General features: G+C 64.9%; 14 protein-coding genes and 3 pseudogenes. 7 read left to right on the top strand and 10 right to left on the bottom strand.

Annotation, left to right across the window (positions count from 1 at the left end):
• Window positions 1-65: 65 nt before the first annotated feature.
• The 4 genes from ABIE65_RS25245 to ABIE65_RS25230 form a co-directional block, all read right to left on the bottom strand.
• Entirely contained in the window at window positions 66-725 is a 660-nt protein-coding gene (locus ABIE65_RS25245; protein ID WP_354081557.1) for an RNA polymerase sigma factor, read from the bottom strand.
• A gap of 316 nt (window positions 726-1,041) precedes the next feature.
• A complete protein-coding gene (locus tag ABIE65_RS25240) occupies window positions 1,042-1,722 on the bottom strand; it encodes a TVP38/TMEM64 family protein (protein WP_354081556.1) in 681 nt (226 codons plus the stop codon).
• 181 nt (window positions 1,723-1,903) lie between these two features.
• Entirely contained in the window at window positions 1,904-2,416 is a 513-nt protein-coding gene (locus ABIE65_RS25235; protein ID WP_354081555.1) for a hypothetical protein, read from the bottom strand.
• A 668-nt stretch (window positions 2,417-3,084) separates the two neighbouring features.
• Window positions 3,085-3,717, bottom strand: coding sequence for an RNA polymerase sigma factor (locus ABIE65_RS25230; RefSeq protein ID WP_354081554.1), 633 nt, complete (start codon window positions 3,715-3,717; stop codon window positions 3,085-3,087).
• Between the two features lie 675 nt (window positions 3,718-4,392).
• Between ABIE65_RS25230 and ABIE65_RS25225 the strand changes: the two genes are divergently transcribed.
• A protein-coding gene (locus ABIE65_RS25225; RefSeq protein WP_354081553.1) for an IS630 family transposase occupies window positions 4,393-5,339 on the top strand; the annotation gives its coding sequence in 2 pieces (ribosomal slippage) (window positions 4,393-4,729 and window positions 4,729-5,339; 948 coding nt in all).
• Between the two features lie 59 nt (window positions 5,340-5,398).
• Here the strand turns inward: ABIE65_RS25225 and ABIE65_RS25220 are convergent.
• On the bottom strand, window positions 5,399-6,340 hold the full coding sequence (locus tag ABIE65_RS25220) for a 1-phosphofructokinase family hexose kinase (RefSeq protein ID WP_354081552.1): 942 nt from the start codon (window positions 6,338-6,340) through the stop codon (window positions 5,399-5,401).
• Between the two features lie 257 nt (window positions 6,341-6,597).
• Between ABIE65_RS25220 and ABIE65_RS25215 the strand changes: the two are divergent.
• The 5 genes and pseudogenes from ABIE65_RS25215 to ABIE65_RS25195 form a co-directional block, all read left to right on the top strand.
• Window positions 6,598-7,289 (top strand): annotated as a pseudogene (locus ABIE65_RS25215) (IS630 family transposase); the annotation flags it as partial.
• Window positions 7,219-7,452 (top strand): annotated as a pseudogene (locus tag ABIE65_RS25210) (MerR family DNA-binding protein); the annotation flags it as partial. The pseudogenes ABIE65_RS25215 and ABIE65_RS25210, both read left to right, overlap by 71 nt.
• Before the next feature lie 9 nt (window positions 7,453-7,461).
• Window positions 7,462-7,596 (top strand): MerR family transcriptional regulator, encoded by a 135-nt coding sequence (locus ABIE65_RS25205; protein ID WP_354081612.1) that lies wholly within the window; start codon window positions 7,462-7,464, stop codon window positions 7,594-7,596.
• Window positions 7,597-7,629: 33 nt separating this feature from the next.
• Window positions 7,630-7,965: a YnfA family protein gene (locus tag ABIE65_RS25200; RefSeq protein ID WP_354081551.1), complete on the top strand. Its 336-nt coding sequence runs from the start codon at window positions 7,630-7,632 to the stop codon at window positions 7,963-7,965.
• A 12-nt stretch (window positions 7,966-7,977) separates the two neighbouring features.
• Window positions 7,978-9,297: an MFS transporter gene (locus ABIE65_RS25195; RefSeq protein WP_354081550.1), complete on the top strand. Its 1,320-nt coding sequence runs from the start codon at window positions 7,978-7,980 to the stop codon at window positions 9,295-9,297.
• Between the two features lie 43 nt (window positions 9,298-9,340).
• Here ABIE65_RS25195 and ABIE65_RS25190 read toward each other — a convergent pair whose 3' ends face one another.
• The 5 genes from ABIE65_RS25190 to ABIE65_RS25170 are packed head-to-tail and all read right to left on the bottom strand — an operon-like array spanning window position 9,341 to window position 14,708.
• A complete protein-coding gene (locus ABIE65_RS25190) occupies window positions 9,341-9,952 on the bottom strand; it encodes a class I SAM-dependent methyltransferase (RefSeq protein WP_354081549.1) in 612 nt (203 codons plus the stop codon).
• 10 nt (window positions 9,953-9,962) lie between these two features.
• A complete protein-coding gene (locus ABIE65_RS25185; RefSeq protein ID WP_354081548.1) occupies window positions 9,963-12,296 on the bottom strand; it encodes a heavy metal translocating P-type ATPase in 2,334 nt (777 codons plus the stop codon).
• Window positions 12,297-12,356: 60 nt separating this feature from the next.
• Window positions 12,357-13,670 (bottom strand): APC family permease, encoded by a 1,314-nt coding sequence (locus ABIE65_RS25180; RefSeq protein ID WP_354081547.1) that lies wholly within the window; start codon window positions 13,668-13,670, stop codon window positions 12,357-12,359.
• Window positions 13,670-14,341 (bottom strand): TVP38/TMEM64 family protein, encoded by a 672-nt coding sequence (locus ABIE65_RS25175; protein WP_354081546.1) that lies wholly within the window; start codon window positions 14,339-14,341, stop codon window positions 13,670-13,672. Before ABIE65_RS25175 ends, ABIE65_RS25180 begins: the two co-directional genes overlap by 1 nt.
• Before the next feature lies 1 nt (window position 14,342).
• Window positions 14,343-14,708 (bottom strand): DUF302 domain-containing protein, encoded by a 366-nt coding sequence (locus tag ABIE65_RS25170; RefSeq protein WP_354081545.1) that lies wholly within the window; start codon window positions 14,706-14,708, stop codon window positions 14,343-14,345.
• Window positions 14,709-15,051: 343 nt separating this feature from the next.
• Between ABIE65_RS25170 and ABIE65_RS25165 the strand changes: the two are divergent.
• A pseudogene (locus tag ABIE65_RS25165) lies at window positions 15,052-15,686 on the top strand (transposase); the annotation flags it as partial.
• Between the last annotated feature and the right edge of the window lie 94 nt (window positions 15,687-15,780).

Raw genomic sequence — 15,780 nt, 5'->3', positions numbered from 1 at the left:
CGCCGGGCGGCCCGGCCCGAATGGAACCGCCATTCAGCCCTACAGACGCGACGACGCACTTGGCATTACAGTTTCATGCCATCCGCCAGCTCTTCGCGACGCCGCCGCGCGCGTTCCGCCTCTTCGCAGCGGCAGTCGAGGAAGCCGTGGACCGGGCAGGTCAGGCACATCTCCTCGAGCCGCTTCTTCAGCGCCTGCCGGCCGCGGTGGAGCCGCACGGTCACATTGTTCAAGGTGATGCCGAGGCTCGCCGCGACCCGATCCCGAGGCTCCCCCAACAGATCCACGCGCCAGATCACTTCGGCGTATTCCGACTTGAGCGTGGGCAGGAGCTTGTAGAGGCAGTTGCAGACCGCCTCGTCGAGCTCCTCGTCCGCCTCGATTTCAAATGCTTCAAGATCGTTCGGGCTCATCACCGCCTCCCTTTGCCGCCGCCGGGTGGACCGACGCTGATGGTCGACGATGGTCGAAGCGAGGATCCGGCTCAGCCAGCCCCGGACCGTGCGGACATCGCGCAACTGGGCCAATCGCTCGATTGCCCGCAGCATGAATGCCTGCAAGACATCTTCGGCGGCTTCGGAGCTGCCCAGTCGCCGTCGCAGAAAACTCAGGATCTGCCGGCGGCTCTCGACGAGCGCCCGACGCACGGCGGCATCAGCAGCCCTGGCGGCCGCGTCATGCTCATCGCCGCCGCCCGAGCGGCCTTCTGGATCGTCGCCAGTCATCGTTCACCTCCTGTCCTTTCAGACGCCTAACCTACAAACGCCTTACAGCGGTGGCGCCGAATACGAACGGCGAACGTCGATGCTGGGCTTTCTGTGGCCGCAACAATGTCGGAGCAGGAGGTAAGGCCGCTTTCAGTGGGTATGCGCAACGGCTAGAATCAGGACCGAGAAGATGCCGTCGCTCCGGACCGGATCAGCGTCGAAGCTACTTCCGCGACATCAGGTACTTGACCAAGGCGGCAATACCGACGGCCACGACCACCAGGATCAGTATCCAGATGAGCCCCATTCCGCCCATGCTCCACATGCCGTCCCATCACGGCCTCTTCCTCCCATCCTGTTGGCTTGTGGCTATCGGGTCCGGTGCCACGGTCTTCGAAGGCTGTCCCGCACGGAACAGGCGCCTCAACACTGACCGGCGGCGCGCCGGAACGAGCTTCCACGCGACGGGCAGCAGGGTGACGAGGCCGAGCGCGAGCACGGTTACCCCGGCTCGCCGCCAGTCGCCGGAGGCGAGTTCGTCGCCGAAATGTGCCAGCAGGAAACTCGCGGGAATAACGCCCAGCAAGGTCGCGACCGCGAAGCGCCAGGTCCTGAGCGGTGTCAGACCGGCGGCGTAGCTGATGATGTCGAAGGACAGGAACGGCATCAGTCGCGTGGCGAATACGACCGCCATCAAGGTGTTTTGCGAGGCTATGAAGCGTCGCAATATGCCTTTTGACGGCCGTGTGCCGACCCATGCTCTGAGCGCGTCGTACCCGACGAGGCGGGAAACGCCGAAGGCGATCAGTGCGCCTGTTTCGGAACCAATGGCGATATAAAGCGCCCCCCAGAAATGCCCGTACGCGGCGCCGGAAGCCAAAGCGATCGGGGCGCTCGGGATCGGGCTCATGACGATGGCGACGGTCATCAGGCCGATGATAAGGAGCGGACCGAAAGGACCGAGCTGCATCGCCGCCTGCTTAAGCGCCTCACCGTCGAGCAGGCGGTCCAGCATGCCGGTCCACCACAGGACGAAAGACGCCGCACCAAAGACGGAAAGAACCACCAGTCCCGCGACGATGCGGGACCAGGACAGACCGGATCATGCGTCCTGCGTCTCGCTCACACCGGGCCTTTGAGAGTTTCGGACAGCGGCCGCCGCACCTTCCGGTGCGGCCGCCGCCTTTTCGGCGTTATTACTGCTCGCCCTTGTCCATCATCATGCGTTGCTGTTCCAGCATCTGCTCCATCATCTGCTGCATCATGCCCTGATGTTCGCGCATGCGGGTCATCATTTCGGGCGTCGCCGCACCCATCATCTGCGGCATCTGCCCGGACTTGTCTCCCGACATGCCCATGGACGAGCCGCTTGACATCTGACCGCCGCCCATTCGGCCATGCATGGGCATGTCGCCCATCATGCCGCGCATCGCCTGCATCTTCTCGCCCATCATCTGCATGTGCTGACGCATGAGCTGGCGGCGTTCGGCGGGGTCTTTCGCCTCGCCGGCCTGCTGCATCATCTCCTGCATGCGTTCGAAGGAAGGTCCGGGCATTTGCTGCGACTGGCCCTGCTGCGGCTTTGTCTCGTGTTGCGCCGCCAAAGCGCCGGTTGCGGTGAGGGCAGTGATGCCAACGGCGACGCCCAGGGCTTTCAGAACCGGCAAACGCAAGCCAATCGAACGGGGCGAGGCGGAGTGTATCGTCATCTTTGCTCTCCTGCGGCTGGAATGGGAGACGCCGTGCAGGCGGACGTTCGTGCCTGGCGCAGCGTTCGATCCTTCAGACGCTCGTCCTGCCGCGTCATTACACCGGGGGCGCCGAATACGCGCTTCGGACGTCTTCCGTCGGGAACACGCCAACCGCTCAGGCCACTCGGTCGCAGATGCCATACGCGTCGCCGCGGGCACCCCGTTCTCCCCGCATGGGTGTGGCGATCGTGTACCGGAAGAACGGTTCCGCGTCCGTGCAGGCGCAGCCCACTGAAGATGCGGCTGAATTCGCGCCCGACAGCGGCGGCCGCGTCAAGAAGCGAGCCCGATGAACTCGGCGCAGAGATTCGGGCGCCTGAAAACCTTGCTTCTTCGTCGGCGTGGGCCGCCGACGAGCCTCGGACTGGTAAACGAGGGGGAGGCTCTCTCGGGAATATTTCATCTCCCGCCATCAACCGACGGTCGCTGTCGGTCTCTTGCCGTGGCGCGTGACCAGACTCACCCCGCGAACGGCGAACGCAATTCCGGCCAGCAATGCCGCGGCGTTGGCGACGGCGTGATCCCGAGCTCCTGACGATCAGCCATGCCATCGGCGCGGGCCGTCTTCCTGATGGCGACGACCCGCGTTTGGCGTCGATCAGAGAGACGCTCCGGCCATGCCGCCATTACACCCAGGGAGTATACCGTTCGACCCGACTCGCCCCGTGCGCCACCGGCCCGCAATCGCAGTTCCGGAAGCTGCCGTCGCAACATGTCGGACAGCGTTCCTCAATCTTGTCTTTTAGCATTCGGCGCGCCCGATGCAGGCGGACGCCGATATTGTTGGTCGTCAGTCCGAGATGTGCCGCGATTCGCTCCCGCGGCTCCTGTTCGAGATCGGCGCGTTGGATGATCTCGGCATAGTCCGGCCGGAGAGTCGGCACGAGGTCCCGGACGCAGCGGCACGGATTATCTTGCTGGTCTGCGCCGGGCTGAAACACCGGCTCCGGAGCCTCGACTTCGTACGCGGCCTCCGCCCGCTGCCGCGTCGCGCGACGGCGGTAATAGTCGGTCAGGGTATTGCGCAGAACGCGGCGGAGCCAGGCATCGACCTTGCCGCCGTCGCCCGGCGCTTGCGCAGCCCGGATCACCTTGAGGCAAAAATCCTGGAAGGCATCCTCGGCATCCTCCGGCCGGCTTAGACGACTACGGAAGAAGCGTAAGAATTCCGGTCGGCACTCGGTCAGACGGCGGACGGCGGCGACATCGTAGGTGGCTGACGTCGAACGGGTGGGTTCGGGGCGTGAGAGGGCGGGCATTGCAGCATCTCCATGCGCATTGGAACGACGAAGGGGTGTCGCGACGCGCAGAGGAGCATCGGGCCCACCGCGCGACGGTCATGCGTGCGCAGGGAGACGGGGCGGTCGGAATTGACGATGGACGATCCTGGATCGCGGATGGCGCGACGGTCGGAGTGTCCAGTCGCCGGATTTCGGTTCGCGGATGAGAGCCGAGAAACTCACGGGCAGAAAGGCGCAGGAGCCCGGTGAGTTGCAGTGCAAGGCTGCCGAAGATTGATGATGGGCACCGCCGCCTGCCGCTTGCGCAGGCGCGATCGCAGCCTGCAACAAAGGCGTCCCAGCAAATGCTGAATATTCCGAATCGTGAATTGGATGAAAGTTTAGGCCAGCCGCCAGCAAAAAGCAGACTGCGAGCGTCGCCCAGGTCCGCAATATCGGCACAATTCGGTGCAAAAGCTCGGCTCCATCCGGCCGCATCGCATATCCGAGCAGACGCTAACGGCCATCAACCCCATCTTGGCACACTGGAGATTGGTGCGAATTGATCTCGGTCAATGTTGCTTCAAGCAATCTTGATGATCCCTGTGCGGAGGTGGGCGCTAGAGCGGTTTCCGGTCGACGTGAATCGTAGGGGATTCCCATGAGCGTGGTTTTCTGATTCACGATCCTTGCTGGTGAGGGAGGCCGGCATGGATGGGTCGAGGACTTTCGCAGGATCTTCGTGATCGGGTGGTGGCCGCGGTCGAAGGCGGGATGTCGTGCCGTCAGGCCGCAACTCGCTTCGGTGTGAGCGCCGCCAGCGCGATCCGCTGGCGGCAACTGGCGCTTCGTCACGGCACGCCGGCAGCGAAGCCGCAGGGCGGTGACCGCCGCTCGGCCAGGATCGAGGCGCATGCCGCCTTCATCCTCGGGTGCGTCGAGGCGACCGACGACATCACCCTGGTCGAAATCCAGGCGCTGTTGGCGGAACGCGGCGTAGCGGTCGGCATCGGGACGTTGTGGCGCTTCTTCGATCGGCACCGGATCACGCGCAAAAAAAGTCGGCGCACGCCACGGAGCAGGACCGGCCCGACGTCCTGAAGCGGCGCTGGGACTGGTTCGAAGGTCAACTCGACCTCGATCCCGAACGGCTGGTGTTCATCGACGAGACATGGGCCTCGACGAATATGGCCCGTCGACACGGCCGCTGCCGCCGGGGACAGCGACTGCGCTCTGGCGTGCCACATGGCCATTGGAAGACGACCACCTTCGTTGCAGGCCTGCGGCGCACCGGCATGATGGCGCCGATGGTGCTCGACGGCCCGATCAATCGCGAGGCCTTCATCGCCTATATCCGCCAGGTGCTCATCCCCGAGCTGCATCCAGGCGACACCGTGATCATGGACAATCTGTCGAGCCACAAGACGCCTGTCGTCGCGGCAGCGATCGAAGCGGCCGGCGCGAAGCTGCTGTTCCTGCCGCCCTATAGCCCCGACTTCAATCCGATCGAACTCGCCTTCTCGAAGCTCAAAGCGCACCTGCGCAAGGCGGCAGAGCGCACAATCCACGGTCTCTGGAGCACCATCGGCCGCATCGTAGACCTCTACTCGCCCGCCGAGTGCGCGAACTACTTCGCCAAAGCAGGATACGATGCAGACTGATCGGAAACCGCTCTAATCACTTCTCGCCCAACCACCGGCCGTTCGGTCCTTGTGACGGCTTATCGGCCAGCCGGCATCCGGCATTTCAGCTCTCCGTAGAGACGCTCGACGTCCTCCCGATGGCACAAGCCGGTACCGGCCGACAAGACGGCCGCAGCACCTGCCGCCATCCCATAGCCGAACGCATCTTCTGCCGAGCGCCCTTGGGCGAGACCGAGGGTCATGGCCGCCACGAAGCTGTCTCCGGCGCCGACCGCACTTTTTACGACGACATCGAGCGCACCCAGGCGCAGCGTACCCTCGCTCGTCGCGAGCAGTGCGCCATCGCGGCCCAGGGTCAACGCCACCAGTTCGGCAGCACCCGAACTGACCAGTTCTTGCGCCGCCGCCTCCTGCGCCGCCGGATCGGGAAGTTTTCGACCGAGCAAGGTCTCGAGTTCGCCGAGACTTGGCTTCAGCAGATAGACGCCGCGCGTGATCCCGGCGCGAAGCGCCATCCCCGAAGTGTCGAGCACTAGCTTGGCCCCTTTACGGCGCGCCATGTCAGCGACGGTGGCGTAGAGATCCTCGGGGGCACCGCGTGGCAGACTCCCGCTCGCAACGAGATAGTCGCAGTCGAGATCCTCGATCGACGCCAGGAACGCCCGCCATTCCGATTCCTGGACCAGGGGGCCGGCAGGTACGAACCGGTATTCCTGACCGCTCGAACGCTCGTAGACGGCGTGGCTGACGCGGGTGTGATCCTGGATCGACACGCGCCGTCGGGCCACCGCCGCAACGTCGAGCAGGTCGTCGAGCACACCGCCGGTCACGCCGCCGGCGAGATAGATCGCAAGCGGAGAGCCGCCGAGTTCCCGAACGACCCGCGCCACATTGATGCCGCCTCCGCCCGGATCGTATCGTTCGTTCGATGTTCGGATCTTGCGGACCGGACGGACGACATCGGCCTCCGCGGCGCCATCTACCGACGGGTTCAGGGTCAATGTGACGATAGGTTTCATTGTAGCAGTTCTCCAGATCGGGCAGCGCAGTTCGATCTTCCGGCGGCAACAGAACTCCCACTCTTGATCGCAGGAGACCACAAAATGACGCCGCGATCGCCTGGCGCGTCGCGGCGATGGCTGAAGGAACGGCGCGCGTCCACATTTCTTACGCCTCGGCGTATGGCCTGCTGCCGGTTCCGTGGACACAGTTAAGCTAGTGGTTAGAACCTAACAGAAGATTCCCTGACCGCTTCGCGTGTGCGAGTCTCGGCGGGATGCGCGAAGGTATCACCGTCGAGGTAAGTGCCGCAGACCGTGCCCGATTGGAAGCGGTCGTCGCGGATCGGAACAGCCCGCAGAAGCACGTCTGGCGGGCAGGCATCATTCTGGCGACGGCCGACGGCGCGGGAACCGTCGAGATCATGCGCCGCACGGGCAAGTCGAAGCCCGCGTCTGGCGCTGGCAGGAGCAGTTCATGGCCGAAGGGGTGGACGGCCTGCTGCGCGACAGAACGCGGCCGTCGCGCATCCCGCCGCTCGGACCGGAGGTGGCGGAGCGTGTGGTCGCACTCACCCTGACCGATCCCCCGGTCGAGACGACACACTGGACGGCCGCGATGATGGCGAAGGCCGCCGGCATCAGCGTTTCCTCGGTCCAGCGCATCTGGCGTGCCCATGGCCTGCGGCCGCACCGGGTCGAGCGGTTCAAGCTCTCCAACGACCCGCAGTTCGTCGAGAAGCTGCGCGACGTGGTCGGCCTGTATCTCGACCCGCCGGCCCACGCAATCGTCCTCTCGGTCGACGAGAAGAGCCAGATCCAGGCCCTCGACCGCACCCAGCCCGGCCTGCCCATGAAGAAGGGACGCGCCGGCACCATGACCCACGACGACAAACGCCATGGCACCACCACGCTCTTCGCCGCCCTCAATGTCCTCGACGGCACCGTCATCGGCCGCAACATGCAGCGCCGGGAACCAGCGGCTCTACGGGGCAAAGGCGCTCGACCGGCTTGCTTTCATCCGCCAGGCGCGTGATCTCGGATTTCCGCTCGAGGCCATCCGCGACCTGCTCAGCCTCGCCGACAGGCCCGACCAGTCCTGCGCCGCTGCGGACATCATCGCAAAGGAACAGCTTGCCGCCGTGAAGGCGCGCATCGCGCGGCTGACGGCGTTGAAGGCTGAACTTGAGCGGATGATCATGCAATGCGCCCAGGGTACGATCGCGGATTGCAGGGTGATCGAGGTGCTGAGCGACCATGCGCTTTTGCGCCGATGACCATCGTCCCGAGCCCGGCTCGGGGGCGGCGACATGACCGCGCTTCCGACCTTTGCGGTCTATGCCGCCGCGGCGCTTGCCGAAATTGCCGGATGCTTTGCCGTCTGGGCGTGGATGCGGCTCGGGGCCTCGGCGCTGTGGCTGCTGCCCGGCCTCGTTTCGCTTGCGGCCTTTGCCTGGCTATTGACACTTGCCCCGTCCGACTTCGCTGGTCGCGCCTACGCAGCTTACGGCGGGGTCTACATTGCGGCCTCCCTGGTTTGGCTCTGGGCGATCGAGGGACAACGGCCGGATCCCTGGGACCTGACCGGCGCGATCTTCTGCCTCCTCGGTGCCGGCTTCATCCTGCTTGCGCCACGCACCGCCTGAAAGGTTCACGTCATGCTCCGATTGCTCGCAAACCGCACCTATCGCCACCTGTTTGCGGCGCAGGTCATCGCGCTCGTGGGAACCGGCCTTGCGACGGTGGCCCTCGGCCTGCTGGCGTATGATCTGGCGGGGGCGGAAGCGGGGCTGGTGCTGGGTACCGCTCTGGCGATCAAGATGGTGGCCTATGTCGTGCTGGCCCCGATCGCAGCGGCCTTTGCCGAACGTCTGCCGCGCCGCGGGATGCTGGTCGCGCTGGATCTGATCCGCGCTGGGGTCGCGCTCGCCTTGCCTTTCGTGACCGGGGTCTGGCAAGTCTATGTGTTGATCTTCCTGTTGCAGGCGGCGTCGGCTGGGTTCACGCCGACTTTCCAGGCCACCATCCCCGACATTCTGCCCGACGAGAAGGACTATACCCGGGCCTTGTCGCTGTCGCGCCTGGCCTATGATCTGGAGAACCTGATCTCGCCGATGCTGGCGGCGGCCTTGTTGACAGTGGTGAGTTTCCCCGCGCTGTTCGGGGGCACGGTCGTGGGCTTCCTTGCCTCGGCGGTGCTGGTGGTCTCGGTCGTGCTGCCCAGCCCGAAGCCGGGAGTCCCGCGCGGGATCTGGGACCGCACGACGCGCGGTATCCGCCTCTATCTGGCGACGCCGCGGCTGCGCGGCCTGTTGGCGCTGAATCTTGCCGTTGCCGCGGCCGGTGCCATGGTGATCGTGAATACGGTGGTGATCGTGCAGGCCGGTCTGGGCCTTGGGCAGTCGCAGGTCGCCTTGGCGCTGGCGGCCTTCGGGGGCGGGTCGATGCTGGCGGCGCTGACCCTGCCGCGCCTGCTCGACCGCGTGCCCGACCGTCCGGTGATGCTGGCGGGGGCTGCGGTGCTGGCGGCGGGGCTGATCGCCGGGCCATTTCTCATAACGGCCGGGCTTCCGGCGTTGATGGCGCTGTGGGTCATTCTGGGCCTCGGCTATTCGGTCGTGCAGACTCCCTCAGGGCGGCTGTTGCGCCGCTCGGCCTTGCCTGAAGATCGGCCAGCGGTTTTTGCCGCGCAGTTCGCATTGTCGCATGGATGCTGGCTGATCACCTACCCGCTGGCGGGCTGGCTCGGCGCGCGCGTAGGCATGGGGCCGACATTCGCCGTGTTGGCAATGATCGCCGCCGCGTCGGTCGCGCTGGCCCTGGCCGTCTGGCCTGCGGCGGGAGAAGAACCGGTCTCGCATCGCCATGAAAATCTGCCGCCCGATCATCCGCATTTGCGCGAGGGGAATCACGCTCGGGGGCACGCCCATCCCGTCATTGTCGACGATCTGCATCCGCAGTGGTCGAGGCTGGCCTGAAGATCCGGCTCTGGCAGGTCGGGCAAAGAGCTGGTCGGATGGATCAGATCTTTCTGAACAGGCCGAAATGGAACCGCTGCACGCTGCCCCAAGGCGTCACGTGATCGTGCATCAAGGACTGGATCAGCCGGTAGCCCGGGCCCAGCCGTTCCGCGAGAAGGGTCGCGTCATAGCGGGCGACCGGTAGGCCGCTGCATTTTTCTGGGCCATCCGGCGCAAACGTGCCGATGATGGCATGGCCACCCGGGACAAGAGCCTGGTCCATGACCCGCAGATAGGCGTCTTGGTCGGGCGCGTCGGTCAGGAAATGGAACGCAGCCCGGTCATGCCAGACATCGAAGTGCACTGACGGTTGCCAGTCGAGGACGTTGGCCACGACCCAATCGACGGGCACATCGTCAGACAGTCGGGCGCGGGCCTTTGCCAGCGCAGTGCCAGACAGGTCCAGCACAGTGATCCGACGGAAGCCCTGTTCCAGCAGGCAATCCACCAGCCGCGACGCCCCCGCGCCGACATCGATGATGGCGGCGTCGATGGTTACCCCTGTCGCGGCGATCAGGTCGAGCGAGACCTGCGGACGATCCTCGTACCAGCTCGTCTCGGCCTCTTCCTTGCTCTGGTAGACGTTTTCCCAGCGGCTCGGTTCTTCAGCCATGGTCGTTCCCTCAAAGATCAACCCGCCGCAACCGCAGCGCGTTGCTGATGACCGAGACCGAAGACAGACTCATCGCCGCCGCCGCGATCATCGGCGACAGGAGGAGCCCGGTCACGGGGTAGAGCAGCCCCGCGGCGATAGGCACACCAAGCGCGTTGTAGGCGAAGGCGAAGAACAGGTTCTGCTTGATGTTGCGCAGGGTGGCGCGGGCGAGCTTACGGGCTCGCACGATACCCATGAGGTCACCGCCCAGTAGTGTGATCCCTGCGCTTTCCATCGCCACGTCGGCGCCCGTCCCCATGGCGATGCCGACATCGGCGGCGGCCAGTGCGGGAGCGTCGTTCACGCCATCACCTGCCATGGCGATCTTGTGGCCCTCACGGCGCAACTGGTCGATCAGGTCCTTCTTGGCCTCGGGCAGGATGCCGGCGCGCACCTCGTCGATGCCGAGCTTGCCCGCCACCGCCTGCGCCGTCCGTTCATTGTCGCCAGTCGCCATGATGACGCGCAGCCCTTGGGCGTGAAGTTCGCGGATCGCTTGCGTGGTGCTTTCCTTGATCGGGTCGGCCACCGCCACGATACCGGCAAGTGCGCCATCGACCGCGATGAACATCGCCGTCTTGCCCTCGGCGCGCAAAGTGTCGGCCTTCGCGTCGGCCGTGCCCGTATCCAGCCCCATCTCCTTCATCATCGCGGCGTTGCCGAGCGCCACCGCGCGTCCACCGACGCGGCCCTGCACGCCCTTTCCGGTGACAGCCTCGAAATCCGCCGCCTCTTGCCGTGCCGCGCCCTGCGCCTCGGCCCCCTCGACAATCGCTTCGGCCAGCGGGTGTTCAGACCCGCGCTCGAGTGCAGCGGCAAGCGACAGCAGGTCCGCTTCGGCCACGTCCTCCAGCGCAACGGTATCCGTCAGCTTCGGCTTGCCCATCGTCAGGGTGCCGGTCTTGTCCACGATCAGCGTATCGACCCCGGCCATCCGCTCGAGCGCTTCAGCATCCTTGACCAGCACCCCCGCCTGCGCCCCGCGCCCCGCCGCCGTGGTGATCGAGATCGGCGTCGCCAGCCCAAGCGCGCACGGGCAGGCGATGATCAGCACCGATACGGCCGAGGCGATGGCGAAGACGAGCGCGGGTTCCGGACCGAAGATCATCCAGACGACGAAGGCGAAGATAGCAATCCCGACCACGGTCGGCACGAACACCGCCGACACCCGGTCCGCCAGCCCCTGGATTGGCGCGCGAGACCGCCGCGCGTTCGACACCATCGCCACGATTTGTGCGAGCACCGTGTCGGACCCGACCTTGCCCGCCGCGATCACGAGGCTGCCGTTCTTGTTGAACGTGGCGCCGGTCACCGCGTCGCCTGGGCCTTTTTCGACGGGCATCGACTCGCCAGTCAGCATGCTTTCGTCCAGAGACGAGCGACCTTCGATCACCGTTCCGTCGACTGGGACCGCATCACCTGGCCGCACGCGCAGCCGATCGCCTTCCATGATGTTTTCCAGTGGCGCGTCATATTCAGACCCGTCCGGCAGGATGCGCCGTGCGGTCTTCGGCGCCAGATCCAGAAGCGCACGGATCGCGTCGCCGGTGCGTTCGCGCGCGCGCAACTCCAGCACCTGCCCCACGAAGACCAGCGTCACGATCACCACCGCCGCCTCGAAGTAAGTACCGACGCCTTCGCCCATGCGGTACTGTTCCGGAAAGACGTCCGGCAGGAATGTCGCAACCAGAGAATAGAGATAGGCTGCCGCCACACCGAGGCTGATCAGCGTCCACATGTTGGGGGATCGGTTCACAATCGAATCCCAGCCGCGCTGGAAGAACGGCAAGGCGGCCCAGAGGATGATCGGCGTGGCCAGCACGAATTCCAGGTAGCTCGCCGTCTGGTGCCCGATCCAGTCGCGCACCGGCAGCGCCACCAATTCGCCCATCGTCAGGATGACAAGCGGCACCGCGGCGGCGGCCGAAATCCACATCCGGCGTGTAAAGTCGGTTAGTTCCTCACTCGGCTCGTCAGTTGGCAGCATCGGCTCCAGCGCCATGCCGCAGATCGGGCAGGCACCGGGCGCGTCGCGGATGATCTCGGGGTGCATCGGGCAGGTGTACTGGACGTCCGCGGGGGCCGCCTTTGGGTGCTCAGAGCTCCGGCCCGTTGCGTAGAACCATGGGTCTCTTTTGAACTTCGTCTGGCACTTCTCGGAGCAGAAATGGAAGGTCTTGTCCCCAAACTCCGCGTGCCGCCCGTCGGGCCTGACCGCGACCTTCATCCCGCAGACCGGGTCCTTTGCCGTCTCCGTTCCCGCCGGGATATCGGACCCCGCGTGATGATGATCGTGGTCCATGGTGTGTGAACCTTTCTGGTTCTGTCGCAGTTTCACGCCTCCAGCGACTGGAAGCTCAAGTCACTTTCGATGGTGGTCGTGATCGCCTTCGCTGACAGGATTGCGCGCAAGGAACACCCGCACGAACAGGAAGGCCAGCGCCATGCCGACGAGGCCGATCACGACGATCAGCGGGTCGGACTGCCACTTCATCGCGGCGAAGGCAGCCAGCACCACGGCATCGAGCGCGATGGCCGCCAGCAGCACCCAGCCACGTGCGCCGATCTCCTCGCGCAGATGCCGGAACACGCCCAAGTGGATGATCATGTCCATCACCAGATAGAAGAAGGCGCCAAGCGAGGCGATCCGGCTGAGGTCGAAGAAGACCGTCAGGAAGCCTGCGATCACGACGGTGTAGACGAGCGTATGGTCCTTGATCGTGCCCGGCATCCCGAAATGACTGTGCGGAATCATCTTCATCTCGGTCAGCATCGCCAGCATCCGCGAGACCGCGAACACGCTGGCGATCAGGCCCGACGCCGTGGCCACCAGCGCGAGCGCCACCGTCAGATAGAAGCCAGTTTGCCCGAGGGCGGGCTGGGCCGCCTCGGCCAGCGCGTAGTCCTTCGCCGCCACGATGCGGTCGAGCGGTAGGCTGGATCCGACCGCGAAGGCGACAAGCAGATAGACGACCGCGCAGATCGCAATGGACAGGACAATGGCCCGGCCCACGTTTTTATGTGGCTCGGTGAGTTCGGCACCGCTGTTGGTGATCGTGGTGAAACCCTTGAAAGCGAGGATCGACAGCGCGACGGACGCCACGAAGCCGGTTGTGCCCAGGTCTCCGCCCGTGGCCTCGAACGAGATCCCACTTGCCCAGAGACCGGCCACCCCGAACAGCGCGATGCCGCCGACCTTGAGTACGGCCATGATGATGGACAACAGCCCTACCGAACGGTTGCCGGAGACGTTCACGAGATAGGCAATGACGATCAGCCCGACGCCCAGAACCGGAACCAGAACGCTGTCAGGATCGCCGCCGAACGCCCGCAGCGTGTAAGTCCCGAAGGTGCGCGCGACGAGACTTTCGTTGATGACCATCGACAACGCCATCAGGAGTGAAGCGCCCGCCGCGATCGTCACCGGCCCGTAGGCTTTCGTCAGGATCATCCCGATGCCGCCCGCAGACGGAAACGCGTTAGACATCTTGATGTAGGTGTAGGCGCTGAACGCGGTCACGATTGCACCGACGACAAAAGACAGCGGGAAGAGCGGCCCGGCCAGTTCGACGATCTGTCCTGTCAGCGCGAAGATACCCGCGCCGATCATCACACCGGTGCCCATGGCCACTGCGCCCGGCAATGTGATGCTGTTTTTCTTGTAGGCGGCCGCCATCAGGATTCCTTCTTGGTTTTGCGTCGGGTCGCGATCCAGAGCAGCGGCAATCCTGTGACCAGGCCGAGGCCAAGCACCGCCCATGTCGCCCGCCCGAGGTCCCCGCTGACCGCCTCCCCGCCGAAATGGGCGAGCAGGAAGCTCGCCGGAACGATGCCAGCCAGTGTCGCAAGCGCGAAACGCCAAGCATGCAGTCGGCTGAGTCCGGCTGCGTAGCTGATCATGTCGAAGGACACGAAGGGCATCAGGCGGCTGGCAAAAACCGTCGCCGTCAACGCGGTCTGCGACCCGAGCAGACCGGCGTCCATCCGATCACCGAACACCCGTCGCAATACATCATGCCCCAGAACTCGTGCCAGGCCGAACGCGATCAGCGCCCCAAGCTCTGCGCCGATCACGACCTGCACTGTGCCCCAGAGATGTCCGTAGGCAGCCCCGGCGGCCAGCGCAATCGGCGCGCTCGGGATCGGGCTCGCAACGACTGCGACGGTCATCAGCGTGACGATCACAACGGGCCCCCAGAAGCCAGCGCGCGCCACCAGCATATCGAGACGTTCACCGTCCATCAGTCCACGTGCCTCGGTGAAGACCGATGGCGCGATCTGCCAAACGCCGAGCAGGACGATCCCGAAGATCGCCAGGCCTCCGAGTGTGGCGGCGCGCAGGCTCATCTCAGATCGCCTCTACGGCCTTCGCCAGCAGCTCGCGGACCTGGCCCGCGACGGCCATCAGTTGAGCGTTTTCGATAGCCTGCATCGACGCCACCGGGTCGATGGCGCTGACATCAACACCACCCTCGACTTCGCGCAGGATGACGTTGCAGGGCAGCATCGCACCGACCCGCGGCTCGATTTCGATTGCCTGATGCGCCATCTTCGGGTTGCAGGCGCCGAGAATGCGATAGGCCGGCAGCTCGACGTCGAGCTGCTTTTTCATCGTCGCCTTGACGTCGATCTCGGTCAGCACGCCGAAGCCGTGCTCCGAAAGCGCTTTTCGCGCACGCGCGTCGACGTCGTCGATAGCCGCGCCGGACATCATTCGATTGATTGTATAGGTCATTCAGAAGTCTTTTCGCTCATTTCCGAAGATATTTCGCGAAGGCGGCTATGGTCAAAACCACGATAACAAGAATCAGGATCCATGCGATCCAGCCAATCCCCATAGCGAAATCCACTTAGGGCCCATTTCGTTCCAGTTCATCATCTGCGTGTCCTGTTGTTCTGTCACTGACTACACCCTGGATTCGGCCGTCGCGCCAACATGGGGCATCCAGCAGAGACACGACGTGGATGTGGCGAAAGCCGGGCACCCCTGTCGGGTGCCCGGCTCAGACTGCTGACAAAGGCCTGGCGGTAGCCGGGCCTTTGTGATTCAAGAATTGATGCTCAAGAAGCCCTCGCCGGAGCAGACGACGCTCGAGATGGTGACGCTCGAGGAGTTGGTTCCGAAGGATCACCTGCTTCGCAAGATCGAGGCTGTGATCGACTTTTCGTTCATCCACGAGCGCGTCGCCGGGCTCTATTGCGCCGACAACGGCCGGCCGCCGCTGGATCCGACCTTGATGTTCAAGGCGCTGTTCGTCGGCTATCTGTTCGGCATCCGCTCCGAGCGCCAGCTGGTGCGGGAGATCGAGGTCAATGTCGCCTATCGCTGGTTCCTGGGCCTGAAGCTCACCGATCGGGTCTTCGACGCCTCGACGATCAGCCAGAACCGCCGGCGCCGCTTCCAGGAGGACGGTGTTCCCCGGGCCATCTTCGAGGCGATCGTCGAACAGGCGATCTCGCACGGCCTGGTCGACGGGCGGGTGCTCTACACCGACTCCACCCATCTGAAGGCGAACGCCAACAAGAACCGCTTCGACTGGGAACCGCGCGCCAAGAGCACCGCCGATTACTGGGACGATCTCGACGCGGCGGCGAGGCCGAGCGGGCCGCCCACGGCCAGAAGCCGCTGCAGCGCAGGGAGCGGGAGCCGGCCGTCAAAGACACGAAGATCTCGCGCACCGATCCCGACAGTGTAGCCGCCGCATGAAAACTGACCCGGTCGCCGATTGATTTCTGCCCCAGCCGATAGGCTGGGCCCGACGCGTGTTGCGGAGGGCCCGGATGAT

Origin of the sequence: Constrictibacter sp. MBR-5 (assembly GCF_040549485.1) — a bacterium.
Taxonomy (GTDB): Bacteria; Pseudomonadota; Alphaproteobacteria; order JAJUGE01; family JAJUGE01; genus Constrictibacter.
This window is presented reverse-complemented; position numbering and strand designations above follow the sequence as displayed.